This window comes from Kitasatospora sp. NPDC056446 (assembly GCF_042796115.1).
Classification (GTDB): domain Bacteria; phylum Actinomycetota; class Actinomycetes; order Streptomycetales; family Streptomycetaceae; genus Kitasatospora.
In genome coordinates, this window is sequence record NZ_JBHTRF010000009.1 from 103,917 (window position 1) to 123,405 (window position 19,489).

A 19,489-nucleotide genomic window follows, 5' to 3' on the forward strand; every position below is an offset into this window, starting at 1 on the left:
ACCGGGCGGGCGGGGTTCGCGGAGATTCTTCAGAGGGTGCCCAGAGCCCGGCGGCAGCGCGTGATGACCTTGTGGGCGTCCGTCCCGTAGACGGCAGAGCCGGCCAGGGTTTCCCACACACGCAGGTAGAGCGCCACGTTCTCCGGCTGGTCGAGCCAGAGTTCGGCGTGCCAGTCCTCGACGATGACGAGTCGTTCGTCGTAGATCCAGAAGCTGTTGGCCGGAGGCAACGTGAGCGAAGCCTCGAACGGCACAATACCGAGCGACACGGTGTCCAGCCCGATCACACCGCTCAGTCGGTCGAGTTGCGCGGCCATGACGGCCGGCGGGCACATCCGGGCGAGTAGTGCGGATTCCCATATGATGAAGCGGTAGCGCTTGCCCGGCTGGTACAGGATTTCCTGCCGCTGGATACGGGCGCGTACGGCCTCGTCTATGTCGCGCGGAGACTGGTGGAGATCGACGTACGCGCTGAAGACGTGCCGGGCATAGTCGGCGGTCTGGAGCATGCCGACGATCACAGAGTTTTCCCACGCGCGCATGACGGTTGAGCGTTCGTATTCAATGGTCAGCGTGTCCTGCACGGGTTTGTGCCCGGCGGCCAACTGCCGCCGCCAGGAGCGGGTTCCCGACTCGAAGGACCGCAATCTGGCGGCCAACTCGGCTGCCGCTTCGGGTTGTCCGACCCCTTCGGCCCAGGCCTTGAGGTCGTCGTGGGTGGCCGTCTGCCGCCCGGTCTCCAGTTTGCTGACCTTGGACTGTGTCCAGCCCAGCCGGTCGGCCAGCTGCCGGCCGGTGAGACCGCCCTCGGCGCGCAGCTCACGGAGCCGCAGGCCGAGGGCGATTCTGGCGTGCTGGAAGTCGGTGCTCACATGGCGGACGGTACCCCAGCGGCGAACGTGCGGCTCGGCGTGGCGTAGTGCCAGGCGGCGTCCCGGACTTGGCAGGCGCGGGCCACCTGCACCGGGTCGGTGATCAGCTCGATCTCGGTGATGTCGTCGTCGGCGTCGAAGTGCAGCAGGGCGATGACGCGGGAGTCGAACAGCCAGGCATCCTCAGCAGGGAGGTCCAGTCGCTCGGCGTCGGCACGCCAGAGGTACCGGGTGTCCTCACCGACGGCGTTGTTTCGTTCGGCGTTGTTGAGCAGGTATCGCTGCCCCATGGTGGGCGGATTGTCCATGATCCGCACCCGCTCGAACCGCTTGCCCAGGGCGGACTGTTCGCGGCGCGAGCGGCACCAGGGGTGGTCCAGGTCCCATTCGGGATCCAGGCCGGCGACGAACCGGTGGTAGGTCTCGCTCTGTTCGTCGGAGCGGTATCGGCGGCGGGTCTCCAGTCGGAAGGCCGTGTGCTCGAAGGTCGTGAACATCTCCTCGAACTCGTCGTAGCTGATCAGTTCGGGTTCTCGGTTCACATCGCGCGGCGCGAAGTCGGCGAGCAGTGCACGTGGCACGATCACGAACCCTTCGCCGGGCTTGATGTTGCGGAGTTGGGTGATCTCGTCGGGGTCGGTCACGATGTCGCCTTGCACGATCACCTCCCCGGTCTCCACGTCCTCGTAAAGCGTCGGGCATCCGCTGTTCCCTGAAGTGCTTCCGATGAATCGCAGTCGTCGGCTCACAGCCGCTCCCCTCACAGTCGGTCAGGCGGCATCAGCATGCCCTGGAACGGCCGGGGAGCGAGCGGGGATTCTCGAATATTCGCGTAGGGAGCCGAAGTTGTCAGGGCCGATCGCGTGTGCGGTTCCTGGTCGGATGGAGGCTGCGGAGGAGGTGAGTGGGAAGTCGGCAGGGCCGACGACTCCTGCGCCGTCAACAGGTCCAGGTACCGGCTGACCGCGCCCGACGGCACCGCCTACAACGGGGCGATCGAGTACGGCGAGGGCAAGGCGTGGACGCAGCGCTCCACGACCGACAACCTGTGTTCCACGGGCACTCGGAAGTTCGAGATCAGCTCCTCCACCACGATCCTCTCGGACGGCAAGCCCTCGGTGGACACGTCGCAGTCCCAGAGCTTCGAGGTCCCCGTGTGTGACTGAATCCTGGTAGGCACGTTGCGGCCCCTCGCGCGAGTCGAGCGCGAGGGGCCGCGGGGTGCTCGGGCCTGATGGGGCGCCCGTTCGGGGTCGGGGGCGAGGGAACCGGCTTGGGCCCTGTCCGGTCGATCTTGTCGGATCGGAGGCAGCCGGTCTATCACGCTCTAATCCCGATGGCGGTGACCTGGTAGGTGAGCCTGATCAGACTGACTGTCCCAACGACGGCAAGATCGCAGCTAAGCTGAATAAAACCGTCGACGAAGTGGGAGTTGGACCTGTCCACTGCCCAACCGGCGTTGTTGCCCTCCGCCCCCGTGGCGATGGTGGCGAGGGATACCGCGGGGGCGACTCGCGGTGCACTTGCCCATCTGACATCGTCGAGGTTGAAGGAGACGTTGAAGCGCTGCCAGGCTGGCCCCGTCGAGTTGGCATTCACAATCACCGTGCCAGTGAGGAAGACCAGGCTTCCTTCACTGATGGGTGTAATGAGGTGGAACCGATTATCAAATGTAACCATGGGGAACTCAACTCCCTCTGCAGAGAATGCAAGTTGCGAAGCCCAGGTATTTAGATAGTACGCCAACTTCTAGGATGGCGCTCATCGCCCTATTGCTCCGCTATTCCCCAGTTGGCTGCTCCTTGCCAGCCCCTGCCGGACGGCCCGTGGGGTGCGGCCGGGCACATCGTCACCGAGACCAGCGCGAGCAGGCCCAGTCGCCGGGCCAGATATAGGACACGCGGCCCTCGCCAGGCCAGTAGTGGGCGGTGTAGGCCGATCCCAGTCCTCCCATGCCCGGCGTAGCTTCGTGATCGCCTCCTCGTCCGGCCGCCGGACCTCGGGGTCGTCGGAGGCGTAGGAGCACGGCTCGTCCGGCCCGTGGTCGTGGATCGGAGCCGGGTAGCAGACGGCCAGTGTGTCCCGGGGACGGCCGGCCGGCGGAGCGCGGCGACGGCCAGGCGCGTACCGACTCCCTTTCCCCGCCACGCGGTGGTGACGTGGACGGACTCCGGCAGGAGGAGCAGCGTCGGGTTCTTGCCGGCCAGAGCCGGAGCGAGGGCGCCGTCCTCGGTGAAGATCACGCGGGGGATGCGGTCGAGCAGGCCGGGGTCCGCCTCCAGGGCCGTGCGAGGGTTCGGGGTCACGCCGGGGATCACACGGGTGATCTCCGCGGTACCGATGTTCTCGGCCGGAACGTAGAACGACGCCGTCCACCGCTCGGCGCGAAGGGCCCATGTCTCATCGGCGAACTGCCGCATGGCGTAGGAGATATGGAGTCGATCCGGGTCGACCAAGGGGAACTCCTCCGAGCGGATGGGGCCCCGCCGCGCGCAGGCGGCGGGGCCCCGGCGTAGCAGCGGTGGTGCAGGGCGATCTCGTGCGGGATCCGGAGGACGTGGCGCAACTCAGGTACGTGAAGGAGGATGAAGGCTTCGTAGTCGTGCCTCGCGAACTGCTCGTGAGGTTCGCGCCGAGGGAGTCGACGCCAGTGCCGGAGTTCGTGCCTCAGCAGAAGATCACCGAGTTCATCAACGACGGCTTCGAGCACACGGCATGGCGGCTGGAGACGCGCACCGGCTATCTCTCCGACCGGCAGATGTCCTCCTATGCCGAGTTCCTACGGACGGGAGACACGGCCGGTGAGGTCGGACACCCGTGGTTCGACAACGTGCGTCGCATGGTGGACAAGGGCAAGAGGTTCGAGCGGGTGCGTCTGGTGGACGATCCGCCGACCGAGGGGCAGCGGTATCTGCTGGCGTGCGCCCGGACCAACGTGGCGGCCGGCGAGGACATCCGGTACATGTGGCGGTCGGCTGCGGAGGCGGCGGGGTTGGCCGGGCTGTCGGACTTCTGGCTCTTCGATTCCCGCACGGTCGCGCGCTTCCACTTCGACAGAGAGCGCACGGTCGGAATGGAGCTGGTCACCGACCCGTTGGAAGTCCTTCGGGCCTGCGAGGCCCGTGACGCGGCCTGGCACCACGCAACGCCGTACGCGGAGTTCCGGGGTCAGGTAACTTCCGGCATGTGAGCACCGACTATCAGCAGGCACGGTCCTCTCTCGGCGTCCGGATGCGTGAACTCCGCTCCGGTGGGTGAGGTGCAGGCGGAGTGGAATGGTTTCGGCCCCTCGCGCGACTTTCGTGCGAGGGGCCGTGGGGTTACGCGTGGTGGTCGAATTCGCCGGCCTTGGTGCCGTGGAGGAGGGCGGCGAAGGTGGTGGGGGTGGTGTGGAGGATGAGGTGGCCCTCCTCGGACTCGCGAAGTTCGATCGTCCTGCTTACGGTACGGACCTCGATGCAGTTGTCGCTTGCGCCGGAGTAACTGGACTTCTGCCAGTTGGAGTCGGTCAACTCGGCCTCCGTAGGTGGGGTATGCCCCCTCGCTCTGGGGGAGCGAGGGGGCGGGAAGTCAGGCGTGGTGGTCGAATTCGCCGGCCTTGATGCCGTGGAGGAGGGCGGCGAGGGCGGCGGGGGAAGTGCGGAGGATGGTGCGGTCTTCGTCGGACTCGCGGAGTTCGACTGCCCCGCCAGCCGTGCGAACCTCCACGCACTCGTTGTTCGCCGCGCTGTAGCTCGACTTCTGCCACTCGGTGCTACGCATACTTGGCTTCCACTTCTTTCTTGATGGATCGGATGAAGTCTCGCGACTCGTCCTCGGAAAGCGCAGCGGAGTCCACGCGGTCGAAGATGGATCGATGCTTGGCCAAGTCTGCTGGGGCATCGAAGAAGAGCGTGCCTGAGGAAGTGTCCATCTGGACGGTGTCGAGTTCGGGCACAGGGCCCTGGGCAAGAGTGACGTTCTCACCGGCGCCAGGGAATGTGTCTACATCGAACGGGACCACCCTGATCGAGATGCCCTTGTCGGCCGAGTCCCCGATCAGGGCGTCAAGCTGGTCTGCGAGAACCCTGGGGCCGCCGAACTGCATTCGGAGCGCTGCCTCGTGGATGAAGGCGCGAAGAGGGATCTTTCCCGTGCGGACTACCTGTTGCCGCTGTACGCGGAATGCAGTTCGGACATCGATGTCCTTGCGGGGGAGCGGCGGATAGACCCGAGCGAACACGGCGGATGCGTAGCTCCCGGTTTGCAGCAGGCCCGGGATGTACGTGGTCGTGCAGGTGGTGAGCGTCTTGGCGTGATGTTCGACCTCGGCTACCTCAAGGAAGTCCGTCGTCAGGACCTCTCGGTACTCCTCCCACCAGCCTCGACCGCGCTCCGCGATGATGTCTGCGAGGGCGTCGACCATCGGGCGATTCGCGCAGTTACACGCGGCGGCGATGGTGCGCAGACGGTCCGCGCTGATGCCGATCCGTCCAGATTCCATCTGCGTGACCTGAGCCGGGTTCATGCCGACGAGACGGCCGAGCTCCGAGCCACCGAAGCCGGCCCGCTCGCGCATTCTCCGCAGCTCGGTGCCAAACCTGCATTGGCGGAGTGTCGGGTTGACGCGTGGCGGCATGGCTTCCTTTCGAGGATGTGGACGCCTCAAGTCTGCCGCGAGGGCTGAGTGTCGGTCTACCGACTACCACGATCGAGCGAACATCCCGGCATGGGGGAAAATTATCCACTGTCCTGCACTATGGTCGGTCTCACCTCGATCCGACGGATCGTCAGTAACGCCTGCTAGCAAGCACCGCAGAGCAGCCACGTCCATCTGCCTACCTGGCCCGGCCTGGCCTTGCTCACGGCGACATGTGTTCCGCCGGTTCTTCCCTCACTCACGCCTCGGGAGAAGTCCCATGCGTCACCTCAACACGCCCACCTTCGCCCTCACCCGCCAGTCCCTCCGGGACGCGATGGTCCGCTCCGGCTGGCAGCCCTCGGCCACCTTCGACGCCGAGCTCGCCCTCGGTGAACTTCTTGTCAACGCCTGGCGGCACGGTGGCACCCCCGCCCCGATCATCCAGATCCTCTTCCTCGGCACCGTCCTGCGCGTCTCCGTCTCCGACGAGAGCCCCCTCTCCCCGAACCCGCAGGCCCCGCCCCTGCTCGCCGAGTCCGGCCGGGGCCTCCAACTCGTCGCCGGCCTGACCCACCGCTGGGGCGTCGACCCCCAGGAGCACGGCAAATCGGTCTGGTTCGAGCTCGAGAAGGACGCGGCCTGATGATCTACCGCCCCCTCCCGCAGCCCATGCTGCCGACGGACCACCGGATCCGGTACTACACCCACGACCACATCCTCTCCCTCCTGGACGAAGTCGACGACCGGGGCCGCGAGTTCGGCCTCATCTTCCCCACCCTCAACACCAAGCGCACCCCGGACGGCCGCGTCCTCGTCCGCTTCGGCACCGCGCCGGCCTCCACTCTCCTCAACCTCCTCACCCTGCTCCTGGCCGCCGAGCGCAGGACCAGGTGAGGTTCCTGGTCGGGACGGCCTTCGCCGTCCTCCTCGCCCTCGCCTTCGTGACCGTCGCCCTGGGCGTCGTCACCGCCCTCCGCACCACCCCGCCCGACGAGGACGCATAGGAGCACGCAGAGGAGGGCCGTCACCGCCCCCGGCGATCACGGCCCTCCTGCTCTCCCTTGCTTTGCCCGAAGTCAGCTGGTCTTTTCGAATCCGGCGAGCAGTCCGCGCGGGTCGAAGGTGACCCGGATTCGGGCGATCTTCCCGTTCTCCGTGTGCATCCAGTTCGCCGTCGGTGCCGGCGGCGCGATGCTGGTGTTCAGTTCGAACCAGGTGACCACGTCGTCCCCCTCGGCGACCCGCACCTTCACGTCGATCTTCTCCAGCACCTGCCCGAGCCCCCGCAGTCCGGCCAGTGCCTCCTCCACCCCCGATGCCGTCCCCAGTGCCCCGACGAACTCCACATCGTCGGCCAGCAGTCCCCGGATGGTCTCGAACTCGCCCGCCTCCCAGGCGGTGAAGTAGCTCTCGGCCAGCTCGCGCGCGTTCTTCGTCGTCGTCATGACTCCATCCTCCGCCCGCCCCGTCCATCCGTCCAATAGATGGATCCGATGCCAGCTATCATCATGAGTTATGGAGATGCACCAGCTGCGCTACCTTGCCGCCGTCGTCGACGAGGGCACCTTCACCGCCGCGGCCGCCCGCCTGCACGTCAGCCAGTCCGGCATCAGCACCCAGGTGGCCAAGCTGGAGAAGGAGTTGGGCCAGCAACTGCTCGACCGCACCAGTCGCCAGGTCCGCCTCACCCCGGCCGGCGAGGCCGTCCTCCCGCTGGCGAAGAGTGCCCTGGCCACCCTCGACGCCATCCGCCACACCGCCGCCGAGTTCGCCGACGCCGTCCGCGGCCGGGTCCGGCTGGGCATGATCATGGGCTGCTCGATCCCGCCCTTCCTCGATGTCGTCGCCGACCTCGGCCGCACCCACCCCGGCATCGAACTCAGCCTGCACGAGGGCCACTCCGACCGGCTTCAGGCCCAGGTCCTGTCCGGCGGACTGGACCTGGCCCTGGTCGGCTTCGCGGGCGAGGCCGCCCCCGGCCTGGACGTCGACATCGTCGTGGATGAGCGGATCGTCGCCGTCGTCCCGGTCGGGCACCCGCTCGACCGCGCGGAGCTGTCCCTCGCCGACCTCCGGACCGAGAAGGTCTTGTGCCTCTCCCCGGGCACCGGCCTCCGGGCCGCCTACGAGGACTCCTGCCGCCGGCTCGGCCTCGACCCGCGCGTGGACATCGACGCCAGCTCCCCGCTCGCCGTGCTCCGCCTCGCCGAGCGCGGCGCCGGGGTCGCCGTGCTCAGTGCCTCCTCCGTGGAGGGCGCCGGCCTGCGGGCCGTCCCGATCACCGACGCGGCGACCTACGCCCGGCTCGGCCTGGTCGCCCGGCCGGACCAGCACGCCCCGGCGGTCCGGCTGCTGCGGGACAAGCTCCGCGCCGCGATGAGCGGTCCCCAGGCGCTCCCGGGTTTCCCAGGCGTTCCCGGGCCCGGGCCTCACTAGGCCTTCCTAGGCCTTCCTAGGCCTTCCAGCGCGGGTCGCGCCCGGAGGCGGCCAGCGCGCGGTCCCAGGCGGAGGCGTCCTGCGGCAGGGCGACCGGCTCGGCGAAGCCCGCGAACTGCCGGTACAGCTCGGCGTTCTCCTCGACGATCTCCAGCGCCACCGCCGCGAGTTCACCGTCGACCTCGACCCCGGCGGTCTCCCCACCGACCGCCCGGGCGACGTCCCAGCCGTGCAGCAGCAGCTCCAGCACCAGCATCCGGGCGATCCCGGTCGCCGGTGCCGGCGAGCCGCCGAGGTCGACGTCCCCCTCCCAGACGGCCGGGTCGGCCCAGGCCGCGACCGCCCGCTCCAGCTGTGCCGCGTACGCGGAGCGCCATTCGGTGTCGGCGGTGAAGTCCCGCGCGACCAGTTCTTCGGGCAGTTCGGTGCGCAGCGCCCGGTGCTCCAGGCCGTGCGAGGTGTAGAGCACCCAGTGGTTGATCAGCGTGCGGGTGTCGAACTCCCCGCAGGGCGTCGGCGCGTCCAGCGGGTGGCCGGCCGGGACGGCGGCGGCGATCCCGGCGGCCACGGCGGCGGCGCGGGCGAGAAGGGGGTGCATCGGGTGGACGTTCATGGTCCCGATCCTGCGCCGGGCGGTGCCGCGCGGTCTTGAAGAAACGCGACGCTAGCCTGGCCGCCATGGACTCAGCGGACGCACCGGACTCACCGGGGACAGCGGGTGCAGCGGACACGCCGGGCTCGCCCGATCTCGGGCGCGGCGTGCTGCACCCGGCCCGGGCCGCCGAACTGATCAGCGTGGAGAGGATCGCGCCCGACCCCGCGGTGGCGCGGTTCGTCGAGTACTACTGGCTGGTCCGCTGGGACCTGCACGGCCTGCCCCCGTACGAGCAGAAGGTGCTCGCGCACCCCAACGTCCACCTGGTCTTCGAGGCCCCGCGGGCCCGGGTCTACGGGGTCGACCGCTCGCTCTTCGTCCGCCGCCTGGAGGGCGCCGGGCACGTGCTCGGCGTGCGGTTCCGGCCCGGCGCCTTCCGTCCCTTCGCGGGCCGCCGGGTGAGCGACCTCGCGGACCGGTCCGTCCCCGCCGCCGAGTACTTCGGCCCTGCCGCCGACCGGTTCAACTCGGTGCTGCTGCACGGCGGTCAGGGCGATCCGGGCGCCCTCGCGGACGGCTTCCTGCTGCCCCGGCTGCCCGCCCCGGACCCGGTCGCCGACGAGGTCGCCGCCATGGTGGAACGCGTCACCGGCAGGCCGGACCTGCGCCGGGTGGACGACCTGGCCGGGGAGTTCGGCCTCAGCGTCCGGCGGCTCCAGCGGCTGTTCGCCGAGTACGTCGGCGCCTCCCCGAAGTGGGTGCTGCGCCGCGCCCGGCTGCACGAGGCCGCCGAACGCGCCGTCAGCGGCGGCGAGTCGGACCTGGCCGCGCTCGCCGTCGAGCTGGGGTACTCCGACCAGTCGCACTTCACCAGGGACTTTACCGCCGCCGTCGGCGTCCCCCCGGCCCGCTACGCCGGCGGGCGCTGACCACGCCGGGCCGGGCCAAGCCGATGCGGTGCGGTGCGGTGCGGGCTCACGCCCCCAGGAAGCGCTGCAGTTCGTCCAGCAGGTAGTTGGCCCCGGTGTAGCCGATCCCCTGGAACCAGAGCTGGTCGTCGACCGGGAACGCCCGGTGCGCCTTGACCGCCCCCAGCGCCTGCCACCCGGGGCTCGCCAGTGCCGCGTCGGTGCCCGCCGCCGCCGGGTCGCCGTACGTGGCGTACAGCAGCAGGTCGCCGTCCGCCTTCCCGATCTGGTCCAGCGGGATCTCGAAGTCGGCCTGGTCGACGTTCTGCGCGTCCGGCCGCCCGACCTGGGCGTCGGAGAGCACCGTCCCGGGGAAGCTCTGCCGGCCGGACAGCCGGATCCCGCCGCCCTCGACGAACCGCACCAGGCTCACCTTGCGCCCCGACAGCTTGGCCGACGCCAGCGCCTGGGTCACCTGCCCGACGTGCTTCTGGTACGAGGCGGCGAAGGCCGCCGCAGCCGCCTCCCGGCTCAGCGCCTGGGCGTGCAGTTGGACGTTGGCCTTCCAGGGCGCGCCGGTGGTCTGGGTGAGCACGGTCGGGGCGATCTCCCGGAGCTGGTCGTACCGGTCGCCGTCGCGTGCCTGGTTGGAGAGGATCAGGTCGGGCCGCAGCGCCCGGACGGTCGGCAGGTCGGGGGATCCGGCCGGGCCGACCAGGCGGATCCCGGTCGTCCGGGTGGTCGGCCAGTAGTCGGGGTAACCGGTGTCCCGGGCGGGGAGTGCGGCGCCGACCGGGGTGATGCCGAGGGTCAGCGCGGAGTCGAGCACGTCGGTGTCCAGCACGACGACCCGCATCGGCTCGCCCGGCACCAGCACCGGCCCGGTGGCGGCGTTCACGGTCACCGGCGGTACCGGGGTGGGGGACGGCGAGGCGCCGGTGTCGAAGCCCTCCGAGGCGGCCGGTGCCGGCCGCCCGATGCCGCCCGTGCACGCCGCGAGCGCGGCCCCGCCGAGGCCGGCGAGGAGGGTACGGCGGGCGATCCGGGGCATCGGCGGTCCTCGGGAGCTCAGGAGGCGAGGCGGGGGCGGGGCGCCGTCGATTATGTCCGAAATCGCACCTAAAGTTCCGCTAAGCGGGCCGCCCGGCGTCCGCCGCCTGGCTGCCTCCACCGCCTCGGCCGCCCCGCCGCCTGGCTGCCTCCACCGCCTCGGCCGCCCCGCCGCCTGGCCGCCCCGCCGCCTCGGCCGCCTACACGGCTTCGGCTGCCTCCGCCGCCTCGGCCGTCGCCACCCACGGCGCCCCCGGCACGACCAGCGGCGTGCCCGTCACCGGATCCGGCACCACCACCGAGTCCAGCCCGAACACGTCCCGCACCAGCTCCGCCGTCACCACCTCGCCGGGCGCGCCCTGCGCCACCACCCGGCCGTCGCGCATCGCCACCAGGTGGTCCGCGTACCGGGCCGCCTGGTTGAGGTCGTGCAGGACGGCGACGACCGTCCGGCCGCGCTCGACGTTCAGCCGGCGCACCAGGTCCAGCACCTCCACCTGGTGCGCGATGTCCAGGTAGGTGGTCGGCTCGTCCAGCAGCAGGATGTCGGTGCCCTGGGCGAGGGCCATCGCGATCCAGGCGCGCTGGCGCTGGCCGCCCGACAGTTCGTCCATGCTGCGCTCGGCCAGGTCCGCGGTGGAGGTGCGCTCCAGGGCCTCCGAGACCGCCGCCTCGTCCTCCGGGGACCACTGCTGCCACCAGCTCTGGTGCGGCTGACGGCCGCGCGAGACCAGGTCCGCCACCGAGATGCCCTCCGGCGCGGTCGGCGACTGCGGCAGCAGGCCGAGCCGCTGGGCGATCCGCTTGGTCGGGATCCGCGCCAGCTCCTCGCCGTCCAGCAGCACCGCGCCCCTGGCCGGCTTCAGCAGCCGGCCGAGGGCCCGCAGCAGGGTCGACTTGCCGCAGGCGTTCGGGCCGACGATCACCGTCACCCGCCCGTCCGGGATGCGGACGTCCAGGTCCTCGACGACCGTGCGCGCCTCGTAGGCCAGGGTGAGGCCCCTGGCCTCCAGACGGTGAGCGGACATCAGGAACCTCCACGGTGGGATCGGATCAGCAGCCACATCAGGTACGGCGCGCCGACCATGCCGGTCACCACGCCCACCGGCAGCTCGGTCGGCGCCAGCAGCCGCCGGGCGATCAGGTCGGCCAGGACCACCACCAGCGCGCCGGTCAGCGCCGAGCAGAACAGCGGGACCTGCGCCGAGCGGGCCAGCCGCAGCGCGATCTGCGGGGCCATCAGCGCGACGAAGTCCACCGGCCCGGCGGCCCCTGCCGCGCAGGAGGCCAGCACGATGCCCAGCAGCGCCATGCCCAGCCGGATCCGGTCCAGCCGCAGGCCGAGGCCGACGGCCGTCGCGTCGTCGAAGGAGATCGACCGCTGGGCGCGGGCCGCCCACAGCGCGACCGGCAGGGCGGCGAGCAGCACCCAGGCGAGCCAGTCGGCCTGGTCGTAGCCGGAGCCGTTCAGGCTGCCCGTCATCCAGACCTTGGCGGCCTGCGCCTGGAAGCCGTCGCCCTTGGTGAGGAACACGGACGTGAGCGAGGACAGGGCGACGCTGATCCCGATGCCGATCAGCACGAAGCGCTGCGCGTGCAGCCCGCGCCGCCACGCCAGCGCGTACACCAGTAGCCCGGCCGTCAGGCCGCCGGCCACCGCCGCGTACGGCGCCTGGCCGGTCGAGCCGACCACGCCGTACGCCATCAGGCCGACCACGGTCGCGGTCGCGCCCCAGGTCACGCCGACCACGTCGGGGCTGGCCAGCGGGTTGCGGGCGACGGTCTGGATCAGCGCGCCGGCCAGCCCCAGCGCGGTGCCGACCAGCAGCCCGACCACCACCCGGGGCAGCCGGAACTCGCCGACCACCAGCTGGTCCGGGCTCGGCTGCCCGAGGACGACCTTCACCACCTCGGCCGGCGACACGGTGGACTCGCCCAGGCACAGCGAGGCCACCACCGTCCCGGCGAGCGCCACCAGCAGGCCGACGGCGACGGCCACCGACCGCCGGTGCAGCAGGAAGGAGGCCCGCCCGGCCCGCACCACCGAGTAGCCGCGCAGCGGAACGGCGCTCATGCGGCGACCACCTTCCGACGGCGGACCAGGGCCACCAGCACCGGGACGCCCACCAGCGCGGTCATCACGCCCGCCGGGACCTCGGACGGTGGGAACAGCACCCGGCCGAGGGTGTCGGCGAGCAGCAGCAGAGCCGGGCCGAGGACGGCGGAGAAGGCGAGGACCCAGCGGTGGTCCGCCCCGGCGACCGCGCGGGCCGCGTGCGGGACGGCGAGGCCGACGAAGGCGATCGGACCGGCCGCCGCGACCGCCGAGCCGGTGAGGACGGTCGCGCCGAGCGCGCCGACCGCCCGGACCAGGCCGGTCTTCGCGCCCAGCCCCTTCGCGGTGTCCTCGCCCAGCGCCAGCGCGTCCAGCCCGCGCGCCACCGCGACGACCAGCACGGTGCCGACCGCCAGGAACGGCAGCAGCTGCCAGGCCACGTCCGAGGACCGCCCGGAGAGCGAGCCGACGTGCCAGAAGCGGAACTGGTCCATGGTGGCCGCGTCGGTGGTCAGCACCAGGGTGTTGAGCGAGGCGATGAAGGCGGACGTCGCCGAGCCGGCCAGCGCCAGCTTGATCGGTGTCGCCCCGCCCCGGCCGCGCCCGGCGAGGCCGTAGACCACCACGGTGGCGACCACCGCGCCCGCGAAGCCGAACCAGACGTACCCGGTGAGGGTGGAGACGCCGAAGCCGGAGATGGCGACGACCACGCCGGCCGCCGCGCCCTGGGAGACGCCGAGGATGCCGGGGTCGGCGATCGGGTTCCGGGTCAGGCCCTGCATGACGGCCCCGGCCAGGCCGAGCGCCGCGCCGACGGCCACTCCGACGACCGTGCGCGGCACCCGCAGCTCGCGGACCACCACCGCGTCGGCGGTGCCCCCGCCGTGCAGCAGGGCGTCGACGGTCGCGCCGAACGGGATGGTCCGGCTGCCGACCGCCAGGCTCAGCAGCACCGCGCCGGCCAGTACGGCCAGCGCGGCGGCGAGCCACAGTATTCGGCGCCGGGGCGCGCGCTGCGGCGCGCCGGGTGGTGCGGTGGTGTCGTCGGTCATGGGCCCTCTCCGCGAACAACTCAGGCAAACCTAAGTTCCGCCGCGAAGCCGGGGCAAATCGCCTCGTGGCCCGAGCAGACCGTTGGATAACCTGACGGTATGCCCGAGACCTCACAGCCCCCGCTCACCGTCGGCTTCGACCTCGACATGACGCTGCTGGACACCCGGCCGGGTATCCACGCCACCTACCTGGCGCTCTCCGCCGAGACGGGCACCCCCATCGACGCCGACCTGGTGGTCACCCGGCTCGGCCCGCCGCTGCTGGACGAGATCCGCAACTGGTTCCCCGAGGAGGAGGTCGAGCGGGTCGCGACCCGCTACCGCGAGCTCTACCGCGACCACGCCTTCGCCCCGACCGTGGCCCTCCCGGGCGCCTACGCGGCCGTCGAGGCGGTCCGCGAGCACGGCGGCCGGGTCGCCGTGATCACCGGCAAGTACGAGCCCAACGCCCGACTCCACCTGGAGCACGCCGGGATGGTCGCGGACACCGTGATCGGCGACCTGTGGGCGGAGACCAAGGGCGTGGCGCTGCGCGAGCACGGCGCGAGCATCTACGTCGGCGACCACCTCGGCGACATCCGGGGCGCCCGGCACGCGGACGCGGTCGCGGTCGCCGTGGCCACCGGGCCGTACGGCGAGGACGAGCTGCGCGAGGCCGGCGCGGACGTGGTGCTGGCGGACCTCACCGGCTTCCCGGACTGGCTCGCCCGCCACCTGGCCGGCTAGCGGCCGCCGTCGGCGGTCAGCGACCCAGGGCCTTCGGAAGCCCCGGACCGGGTGGGCTACGCCCCGACCCGGCCGCGCTGGGCGCGCGCGTTCAGGAACAGCCCGGTCAGCGCCGCCAGGAAACCGGCCGGCATCAGCATGCTCAGCCAGTACGCGGCCGTCGGCAGCGGCGTCAGGTGCAGGAACAGCGGGACGAAGGTGGCCAGGGTGGCGAGTGCCCCGAGACCGAAGACGATCGCCCCGGCCTTGACGTACACGTCGCCGGGTTCGGCGCTCTGGCTGCTCACGTCTGCTCACTCCTCGGGGCGGGGCCGGACCGACCCCAGTCTTGCAGAGTGGCGCAGCGACCCGCGGGGCCGTCCACCGGAGCGGCCCGGTCACGTTGCGCAGTTTCCCGGCAGCTCAACGTTTTGATCCCTGCTGGGCGGGGGTATGCAGGGGTTGCCGAGGGGCGCCGCAGGTGCGTCCCGTGTCCTCAGACCCGGGGGTGTGAGCCGATGGACCGCGACGAGCCGCGCCCCGGCCGTGCCAGTACCGGGGCGCCCGTGATCGCGAGATCCCCGTACCCCCACCGCCCCGCGCGGGCCTTGGAACGCGGATCCCTCGCGGAACGCGGATGAGGCAGTGACGGACCGTTAGTCTGCTCCTGCACAACGTGCTGACCGTGAGCGCCCGCGGGCGCGGAGCCGAGGTCGGCCGTCCGTTCCACCACCACCCACTGATTCCCGGCCAGGGCCGGGATCCCTCACACCCATTCGAGGACTGTTCGAGATGCCCACCGGCCAGGTCAAGTGGTTCAACGAGACGAAGGGCTTCGGCTTCCTGTCGCGCGACGACGGCGGCGACGTCTTCGTCCACACCAAGGCGCTGCCCGCCGGTGTCACCGTGCTCAAGCCGGGCCAGCGGGTCGAGTTCGGCGTGGTCGCCGGCCACCGCGGGGACCAGGCGATGGCCGTGCAGCTGCTGGAGGCACTGCCCTCGGTGGCCGCCGCCCAGCGCAAGAGCGCCGACGACATGGCGCCGATCGTCCAGGACCTGATCACCACCCTGGACGCGGTGCTGCCCGGTCTCCAGCGCGGGCGCTACCCGGCCAAGCCGACCGGCCAGAAGCTGGCCGGCCTGCTGCGGGCGGTGGCCGACCAGTTCGACGTCTGAGGCGACCGGGGCGTCCGGGGGCGACCGGGGCCTCGGGGCCGCCCGGTCACCCGGGCCTCAGTGCCCTAACCGAACGCGAGCGCACCCGGGTCGAGCGGGGGCACCAGTCCCTCCGCGGCGGCCCGGGTGAGCAGTGCGCGGACGGCCGCGTAGCCCTCCTCGCCGAGTTCCTCGGTGAAGTCGTTGACGTACAGCCCGATGTGCTGCTCGGCGACGTCCGGGTCCATCTCCTGGGCGTGCGCCAGCACGTACCCGCGGCTCTGCTCCGGGTCGGCCCAGGCCTGCCGGACGGAGTCGCGGATCGCGTCGCCGATCTCCCGCAGCCGCTCGGCGCCGAGCGAGCGCCTGGCGACGATCGCGCCGAGCGGGATCGGCAGGCCGGTCTCCCGCTCCCAGGCCTCGCCCATGTCGGCCAGGCTGTGCAGGCCGTACTGCCGGTACGTGAAGCGGGCCTCGTGGATCACCAGGCCGGCGTCCACCCGGCCGTCCCGGACCGCGGGCATGATCTCGTGGAACGGCAGGACCACGATCTCGCCGAAGCCGCCCGGCACCGCCGTCGCCGCCCAGAGCCGGAACAGCAGGTAGGCGGTGGAGCGCTCCGAGGGCACCGCGACGGTCTTCCCGGCGAGGTCGGCGGCGGAGTCCACGCCCGGCAGGGTGAGCACCAGCGGGCCGCAGCCGCGCCCGAGCGCGCCGCCGCAGGGCAGCAGGGTGTACTCGTCCAGGACCCACGGCAGCGCGCCGTAGCTGATCTTCAGGACGTCCAGCTCGCCGCGTTCGGCCAGGCCGTTGGTGATGTCGATGTCGGCGAAGGTCACCTCGGGGGCGTCCGCCCCGGGCACCAGGCCGTGCGCCCAGGCGTGGAACACGAAGGTGTCGTTCGGGCAGGGCGAGTACGCGATGCTCAGCCGTTCAGCCACGGCCGGCCTCCTCAAGCAGTTCGTGGATCGGCAGCCAGTTCGTGGACGGGCAGCGCGGCGAAGGCCCGCTCCAGGGCGGCCAGTGCCTCGCCGATCCGCCAGGCGGCCCGGTCGCGCGGGCCCACCGGGTTGGACACGGTGCGCAGTTCCAGGGCCGGTACGCCGTACCGGGCGGCGGCCTCGGCCACGCCGAAGCCCTCCATCGCCTCGGCGGCGGCGCCCGGGTGGCGGGCGGCCAGCAGGGCGGCCCGCTCGGCGCTGCCGGTGACGGTGGAGACGGTCAGCACCGGGCCGGTGACGGCACCCGGGCCGTCCGGGCCCGCCAGGGCCCCGACGACGAGCGCGACGGCGGCCGGGGGAGGCGTGTGCCGGACGGTGCCGAAGCCCAGCTCGGTGACGTCGGCGAAGCCCTCGGGGGTCTCGGCGCCCAGGTCCGCGGCCACGATCGCGTCGGCCACCACCGTGGCGCCCACCGGGGCGTGCGGGGCGAAGCCGCCGGCGATCCCGGCCGAGACGGCCAGCGCGTACGGGTGCGCGGCCAGCGCGGCCGAGGCGGCGGCGGCGGAGGCGGCCGGGCCGACCCCGGCGGCCAGCACGTCCACCGGGACGCCCTGGGCCCGGTACAGCGTCCCGCCGGGCATCGGCAGGGCATCGGCCCCGCCGGGCAGGCCGCGCAGGACGGCCTCGGCCTCGGCGGCCACCGCGACGACGACGAGCAGCCGGGCCCGCCCGGGGCCCGACTGCCGGTGGTCGCCGTCGCCGGCGTGCTGCGCGGTCACCGCGGGACCGTCAGTTGTCCTGGGTGTTCAGCTGGAAGTACCAGACGGCGATCGGGTTGTCCGAGTTCTTGTCGCCCTCGACCACGGTGACCAGGGTCTTGCCGCTGGCGTTGAGCACCTTGTTCGCCTGCTGGGCACCCGACCAGGTCTGGCCCTTGGCGTACGAGGCCAGGCTGGTGCGCCCGCCCTGGCTGGAGGAGCCGCCGTTGGTGAACGCCCACCAGCCCGAGTCGGCCACGTTCGGGGAGACCCCGATGCCGACCCGGTCACTGGCCACCACGTCCGAGGTGGGGAGGGTGCCGTTCTTCAGGGCCTCGGTGGCGTCGTCCTGGCACTTCTGCTGCAGGTCCTCGGTGATCGGGCTGCCGTTGTTCCAGCACAGCGGGTCGGCGACGATCGAGGAGTTGCCGACCGTGATGGTGGCACGGTGGGAGATGTGCTCGGTCTGGCCGGCGGCGATGGCGACGGAGGTGCCCACCGTGGCCGCGCCGACCACGACGACGGCGCCGATGGCGGCGATGGCACGGGTATTGAGGCTCATGGGATCAGAATCTACCGGGCCGGGCCGATCACGCTACGCGGGGGTCGGCCGCCGCGTGTTGCCGTGCCGCCCCCGTGCCGCCCCGGCAGCGCGGCCGCACCGCCCCGGCAGCGCCCCGGCAGTGCCCCGGTCAGGCCACCCGGGGCGTCGCCGGGTGCCGCCGCAGCCCCACCCGGAAGAGCGAGCGGAGCGTCCACAGCAGCACCAGGCCGACCACCGCGGCGGCGACCGACAGGCCCAGCTCCCCGTTCAGCGGCAGCAGGATCCCCACCGCGCCGCCCGCCACCCAGGACACCTGCATCAGCGTCTCCGACCGGGCGAACGCCGAGGTCCGGACCGCCTCCGGGACGTCCCGCTGGATCAGCGCGTCCAGCGCCAGCTTGCCCAGCGAGGCCGCCATCCCGGCGACGCCCGCGACCAGAACCACCGTCACCACGCCGTACCAGAGCGCCGCCGCCGCCGTCACACAGGTCGCCAGCAGCAGCATCGTGGTGACCGTCGCCTCCGGGCCCCGGGTGCGCAGCCAGGAGCCGAACACCGAGCCCAGCGCGTTGCCCGTCCCGGCCGCCAGCGCCACCAGGCCCAGCGCCAGGGTCGGCCGCAGACCGCCGATCGGCTCCTCCCGCAGCAGGAACGCCAGGAACATCACCAGGAAGCCGACCAGCCACTTCATCGCCGACATCGCCCGCAGCGCCAGGATCACCGACGGGCCGACGGCCCGCAGCGAGGCCTTCACCGGCGGCGGCCTGTGGTGGATCAGGTGCGAGCCCCCGCCGTCCGCCTCCGCGTGCACCTCGGCGTGCAGGACGGCGCGCTGCTCGCCCTTGGCCGAGTCCACGGCGTGCGGCAGGTGGAAGGCCATCAGGGTGCCGATCACGAACACCAGGAAGGCGCCGCGCAGCGGCCAGCCCGGGCCGATCAGGTGCAGCAGCCCGCCCACCCCGGCCGCCACGCCGGTGGCCAGCAGCCCGGCCAGGGTGACCCGGGAGTTCGCCTTCACCAGGGACAGCCGGCTCGGCAGCAGCCGGGGCACCACGACGCTGCGCACCACCCCGTACGCCTTGGACGCGACCAGGACGCCGAGCGCCTCCGGGTAGAGCGCGAGGCCGCCGCCGGAGATCACCCCGGCCATCGTCCAGGCCAGCACCGCCCGGGCCAGCATCGCCATCGCCATGGCCGCCCGGCGGCCGTGCGGCAGGCGGTCCAGCAGCGGGCCGATCACCGGGGCCAGCAGGGCGAACGGGGCCATCGTGATCAGCAGGTAGAGCGCCACCCGGCCGCGGGCCTCGCCGGTGGGGACCGAGAAGAAGATGGTGGAGGCCAGCGCGATGGTGATCAGCATGTCGCCGAAGGAGTTGATCGCGTGCAACTCGATCAGCTTGGCGAGGCCGGACTCGCCCGCGCCCTCGGCGGAGGTGGCCCGGCGGATCCGGCGGCCGGTGCCGTGCACCACCTTGCCGGTGCCGGCGCCGGCGGCGGAGGCGGTGCGGATCAGGAAGTGGCGGCGGGGCTCGGGGACCTCCTCCGGGGCCTCGGCCAGGTCCTCGTCGAGGGCGGCGAGGTGGCGGGCGTGGGCGTCGCCGGCCTCGGCGGCACGGTCGGCGACCGGGTCGGTGTCGGTCGCGGTGGAGGCGGCGGTGCCGGTGGCGCTGTCGGTGACGGCCTTGGTGCCGGTGCCGATCTTGGCCAGGTCCACGGGGGAGGCGGGCGCCCCGGGACGGTCCGCCGGCCGCGGTTCGCCCGCGCCGGGGACCGGCTGCTGTCGCGGCACGGCGTCC

The 19,489-nt window shown here is 72.1% G+C and carries 25 protein-coding genes; 8 read left to right on the forward strand and 17 right to left on the reverse strand.

The genetic code is table 11. The annotated features are described in order from the left end of the window. Positions 1-29 precede the first annotated feature (29 nt). Together ACFQ6N_RS08825 and ACFQ6N_RS08830 are read right to left on the reverse strand one after the other, a co-directional pair. Positions 30-872: a helix-turn-helix domain-containing protein gene (locus tag ACFQ6N_RS08825; RefSeq protein ID WP_380647877.1), complete on the reverse strand. Its 843-nt coding sequence runs from the start codon at positions 870-872 to the stop codon at positions 30-32. Beyond that, positions 869-1,531, reverse strand: coding sequence for a DUF6879 family protein (locus ACFQ6N_RS08830; RefSeq protein ID WP_380647878.1), 663 nt, complete (start codon positions 1,529-1,531; stop codon positions 869-871). The genes ACFQ6N_RS08825 and ACFQ6N_RS08830 overlap by 4 nt, the downstream gene beginning before the upstream one ends. A gap of 204 nt (positions 1,532-1,735) precedes the next feature. On the opposite strand from ACFQ6N_RS08830, the gene ACFQ6N_RS08835 reads away from it, so the two are divergent. After that, positions 1,736-2,038, forward strand: coding sequence for a hypothetical protein (locus tag ACFQ6N_RS08835; RefSeq protein ID WP_380647879.1), 303 nt, complete (start codon positions 1,736-1,738; stop codon positions 2,036-2,038). Between the two features lie 154 nt (positions 2,039-2,192). Here the strand turns inward: ACFQ6N_RS08835 and ACFQ6N_RS08840 are convergent, their stop codons facing one another. Next, positions 2,193-2,552: a hypothetical protein gene (locus ACFQ6N_RS08840; protein WP_380647880.1), complete on the reverse strand. Its 360-nt coding sequence runs from the start codon at positions 2,550-2,552 to the stop codon at positions 2,193-2,195. 844 nt (positions 2,553-3,396) lie between these two features. On the opposite strand from ACFQ6N_RS08840, the gene ACFQ6N_RS08845 reads away from it, so the two are divergent. Beyond that, entirely contained in the window at positions 3,397-4,062 is a 666-nt protein-coding gene (locus tag ACFQ6N_RS08845) for a DUF6879 family protein (protein WP_380647881.1), read from the forward strand. Between the two features lie 130 nt (positions 4,063-4,192). Here ACFQ6N_RS08845 and ACFQ6N_RS08850 read toward each other — a convergent pair whose 3' ends face one another. From ACFQ6N_RS08850 to ACFQ6N_RS08860, 3 genes are read right to left on the reverse strand one after another with little or no spacing between them, the layout of a single operon-like run. Next, entirely contained in the window at positions 4,193-4,384 is a 192-nt protein-coding gene (locus tag ACFQ6N_RS08850) for a DUF397 domain-containing protein (protein ID WP_380647882.1), read from the reverse strand. 58 nt (positions 4,385-4,442) lie between these two features. Continuing rightward, positions 4,443-4,634, reverse strand: coding sequence for a DUF397 domain-containing protein (locus ACFQ6N_RS08855; protein ID WP_380647883.1), 192 nt, complete (start codon positions 4,632-4,634; stop codon positions 4,443-4,445). Beyond that, the gene (locus ACFQ6N_RS08860; protein ID WP_380647884.1) at positions 4,627-5,490 is read right to left on the reverse strand and encodes a helix-turn-helix domain-containing protein; all 864 of its coding nucleotides are present in this window, start codon (positions 5,488-5,490) and stop codon (positions 4,627-4,629) included. Before ACFQ6N_RS08860 ends, ACFQ6N_RS08855 begins: the two co-directional genes overlap by 8 nt. 280 nt (positions 5,491-5,770) lie before the next feature. On the opposite strand from ACFQ6N_RS08860, the gene ACFQ6N_RS08865 reads away from it, so the two are divergent. Further along, positions 5,771-6,136 (forward strand): ATP-binding protein, encoded by a 366-nt coding sequence (locus ACFQ6N_RS08865; protein WP_380647886.1) that lies wholly within the window; start codon positions 5,771-5,773, stop codon positions 6,134-6,136. After that, on the forward strand, positions 6,136-6,387 hold the full coding sequence (locus ACFQ6N_RS08870; protein ID WP_380647888.1) for a hypothetical protein: 252 nt from the start codon (positions 6,136-6,138) through the stop codon (positions 6,385-6,387). Before ACFQ6N_RS08865 ends, ACFQ6N_RS08870 begins: the two co-directional genes overlap by 1 nt. A 182-nt stretch (positions 6,388-6,569) precedes the next feature. Here the strand turns inward: ACFQ6N_RS08870 and ACFQ6N_RS08875 are convergent, their stop codons facing one another. Continuing rightward, positions 6,570-6,938 carry a nuclear transport factor 2 family protein gene (locus tag ACFQ6N_RS08875; protein ID WP_380647889.1) on the reverse strand — a complete coding sequence of 123 codons (369 nt, stop codon included), beginning with the start codon at positions 6,936-6,938 and terminating at the stop codon, positions 6,570-6,572. Between the two features lie 70 nt (positions 6,939-7,008). On the opposite strand from ACFQ6N_RS08875, the gene ACFQ6N_RS08880 reads away from it, so the two are divergent. Further along, complete coding sequence (locus ACFQ6N_RS08880; RefSeq protein WP_380647891.1) at positions 7,009-7,929, forward strand: LysR family transcriptional regulator; 921 nt, start codon at positions 7,009-7,011, stop codon at positions 7,927-7,929. A 16-nt stretch (positions 7,930-7,945) separates the two neighbouring features. Here the strand turns inward: ACFQ6N_RS08880 and ACFQ6N_RS08885 are convergent, their stop codons facing one another. Then, on the reverse strand, positions 7,946-8,542 hold the full coding sequence (locus ACFQ6N_RS08885) for a TIGR03086 family metal-binding protein (protein WP_380647892.1): 597 nt from the start codon (positions 8,540-8,542) through the stop codon (positions 7,946-7,948). A gap of 65 nt (positions 8,543-8,607) precedes the next feature. Here ACFQ6N_RS08885 and ACFQ6N_RS08890 point away from each other — a divergent pair, with 65 nt between their 5' ends. Further along, positions 8,608-9,453, forward strand: coding sequence for a DUF6597 domain-containing transcriptional factor (locus tag ACFQ6N_RS08890; protein ID WP_380647893.1), 846 nt, complete (start codon positions 8,608-8,610; stop codon positions 9,451-9,453). 46 nt (positions 9,454-9,499) lie between these two features. On the opposite strand, the gene ACFQ6N_RS08895 is transcribed toward ACFQ6N_RS08890, so the two are convergent. From ACFQ6N_RS08895 to ACFQ6N_RS08910, 4 genes are all read right to left on the reverse strand, one after another. Then, positions 9,500-10,483 carry an ABC transporter substrate-binding protein gene (locus ACFQ6N_RS08895; protein ID WP_380647894.1) on the reverse strand — a complete coding sequence of 328 codons (984 nt, stop codon included), beginning with the start codon at positions 10,481-10,483 and terminating at the stop codon, positions 9,500-9,502. 199 nt (positions 10,484-10,682) lie between these two features. After that, positions 10,683-11,510: an ABC transporter ATP-binding protein gene (locus ACFQ6N_RS08900; RefSeq protein ID WP_380647895.1), complete on the reverse strand. Its 828-nt coding sequence runs from the start codon at positions 11,508-11,510 to the stop codon at positions 10,683-10,685. Next, positions 11,510-12,556 (reverse strand): FecCD family ABC transporter permease, encoded by a 1,047-nt coding sequence (locus ACFQ6N_RS08905; protein WP_380647896.1) that lies wholly within the window; start codon positions 12,554-12,556, stop codon positions 11,510-11,512. The genes ACFQ6N_RS08900 and ACFQ6N_RS08905 overlap by 1 nt, the downstream gene beginning before the upstream one ends. Next, positions 12,553-13,590, reverse strand: coding sequence for a FecCD family ABC transporter permease (locus ACFQ6N_RS08910; RefSeq protein ID WP_380647898.1), 1,038 nt, complete (start codon positions 13,588-13,590; stop codon positions 12,553-12,555). The genes ACFQ6N_RS08905 and ACFQ6N_RS08910 overlap by 4 nt, the downstream gene beginning before the upstream one ends. A gap of 99 nt (positions 13,591-13,689) precedes the next feature. Here ACFQ6N_RS08910 and ACFQ6N_RS08915 point away from each other — a divergent pair, with 99 nt between their 5' ends. After that, positions 13,690-14,316, forward strand: coding sequence for an HAD family hydrolase (locus ACFQ6N_RS08915; RefSeq protein ID WP_380647899.1), 627 nt, complete (start codon positions 13,690-13,692; stop codon positions 14,314-14,316). 56 nt (positions 14,317-14,372) lie between these two features. Here the strand turns inward: ACFQ6N_RS08915 and ACFQ6N_RS08920 are convergent, their stop codons facing one another. Next, on the reverse strand, positions 14,373-14,603 hold the full coding sequence (locus tag ACFQ6N_RS08920; protein ID WP_380647900.1) for a hypothetical protein: 231 nt from the start codon (positions 14,601-14,603) through the stop codon (positions 14,373-14,375). A gap of 484 nt (positions 14,604-15,087) precedes the next feature. Between ACFQ6N_RS08920 and ACFQ6N_RS08925 the strand changes: the two genes are divergently transcribed. Beyond that, positions 15,088-15,471 (forward strand): cold-shock protein, encoded by a 384-nt coding sequence (locus tag ACFQ6N_RS08925; RefSeq protein ID WP_380647901.1) that lies wholly within the window; start codon positions 15,088-15,090, stop codon positions 15,469-15,471. A gap of 65 nt (positions 15,472-15,536) precedes the next feature. Here the strand turns inward: ACFQ6N_RS08925 and ACFQ6N_RS08930 are convergent, their stop codons facing one another. The 4 genes from ACFQ6N_RS08930 to ACFQ6N_RS08945 all read right to left on the reverse strand — a co-directional run bounded on the left by ACFQ6N_RS08930 (position 15,537) and on the right by ACFQ6N_RS08945 (position 19,206). After that, entirely contained in the window at positions 15,537-16,391 is an 855-nt protein-coding gene (locus tag ACFQ6N_RS08930) for a 1,4-dihydroxy-6-naphthoate synthase (RefSeq protein ID WP_380647902.1), read from the reverse strand. Between the two features lie 11 nt (positions 16,392-16,402). Then, complete coding sequence (locus ACFQ6N_RS08935; protein ID WP_380647903.1) at positions 16,403-17,170, reverse strand: futalosine hydrolase; 768 nt, start codon at positions 17,168-17,170, stop codon at positions 16,403-16,405. Positions 17,171-17,180: 10 nt separating this feature from the next. After that, a complete protein-coding gene (locus ACFQ6N_RS08940; RefSeq protein WP_380647904.1) occupies positions 17,181-17,711 on the reverse strand; it encodes a hypothetical protein in 531 nt (176 codons plus the stop codon). Positions 17,712-17,841: 130 nt separating this feature from the next. Beyond that, the gene (locus tag ACFQ6N_RS08945; protein ID WP_380647983.1) at positions 17,842-19,206 is read right to left on the reverse strand and encodes an MFS transporter; all 1,365 of its coding nucleotides are present in this window, start codon (positions 19,204-19,206) and stop codon (positions 17,842-17,844) included. Positions 19,207-19,489: the final 283 nt, after the last annotated feature.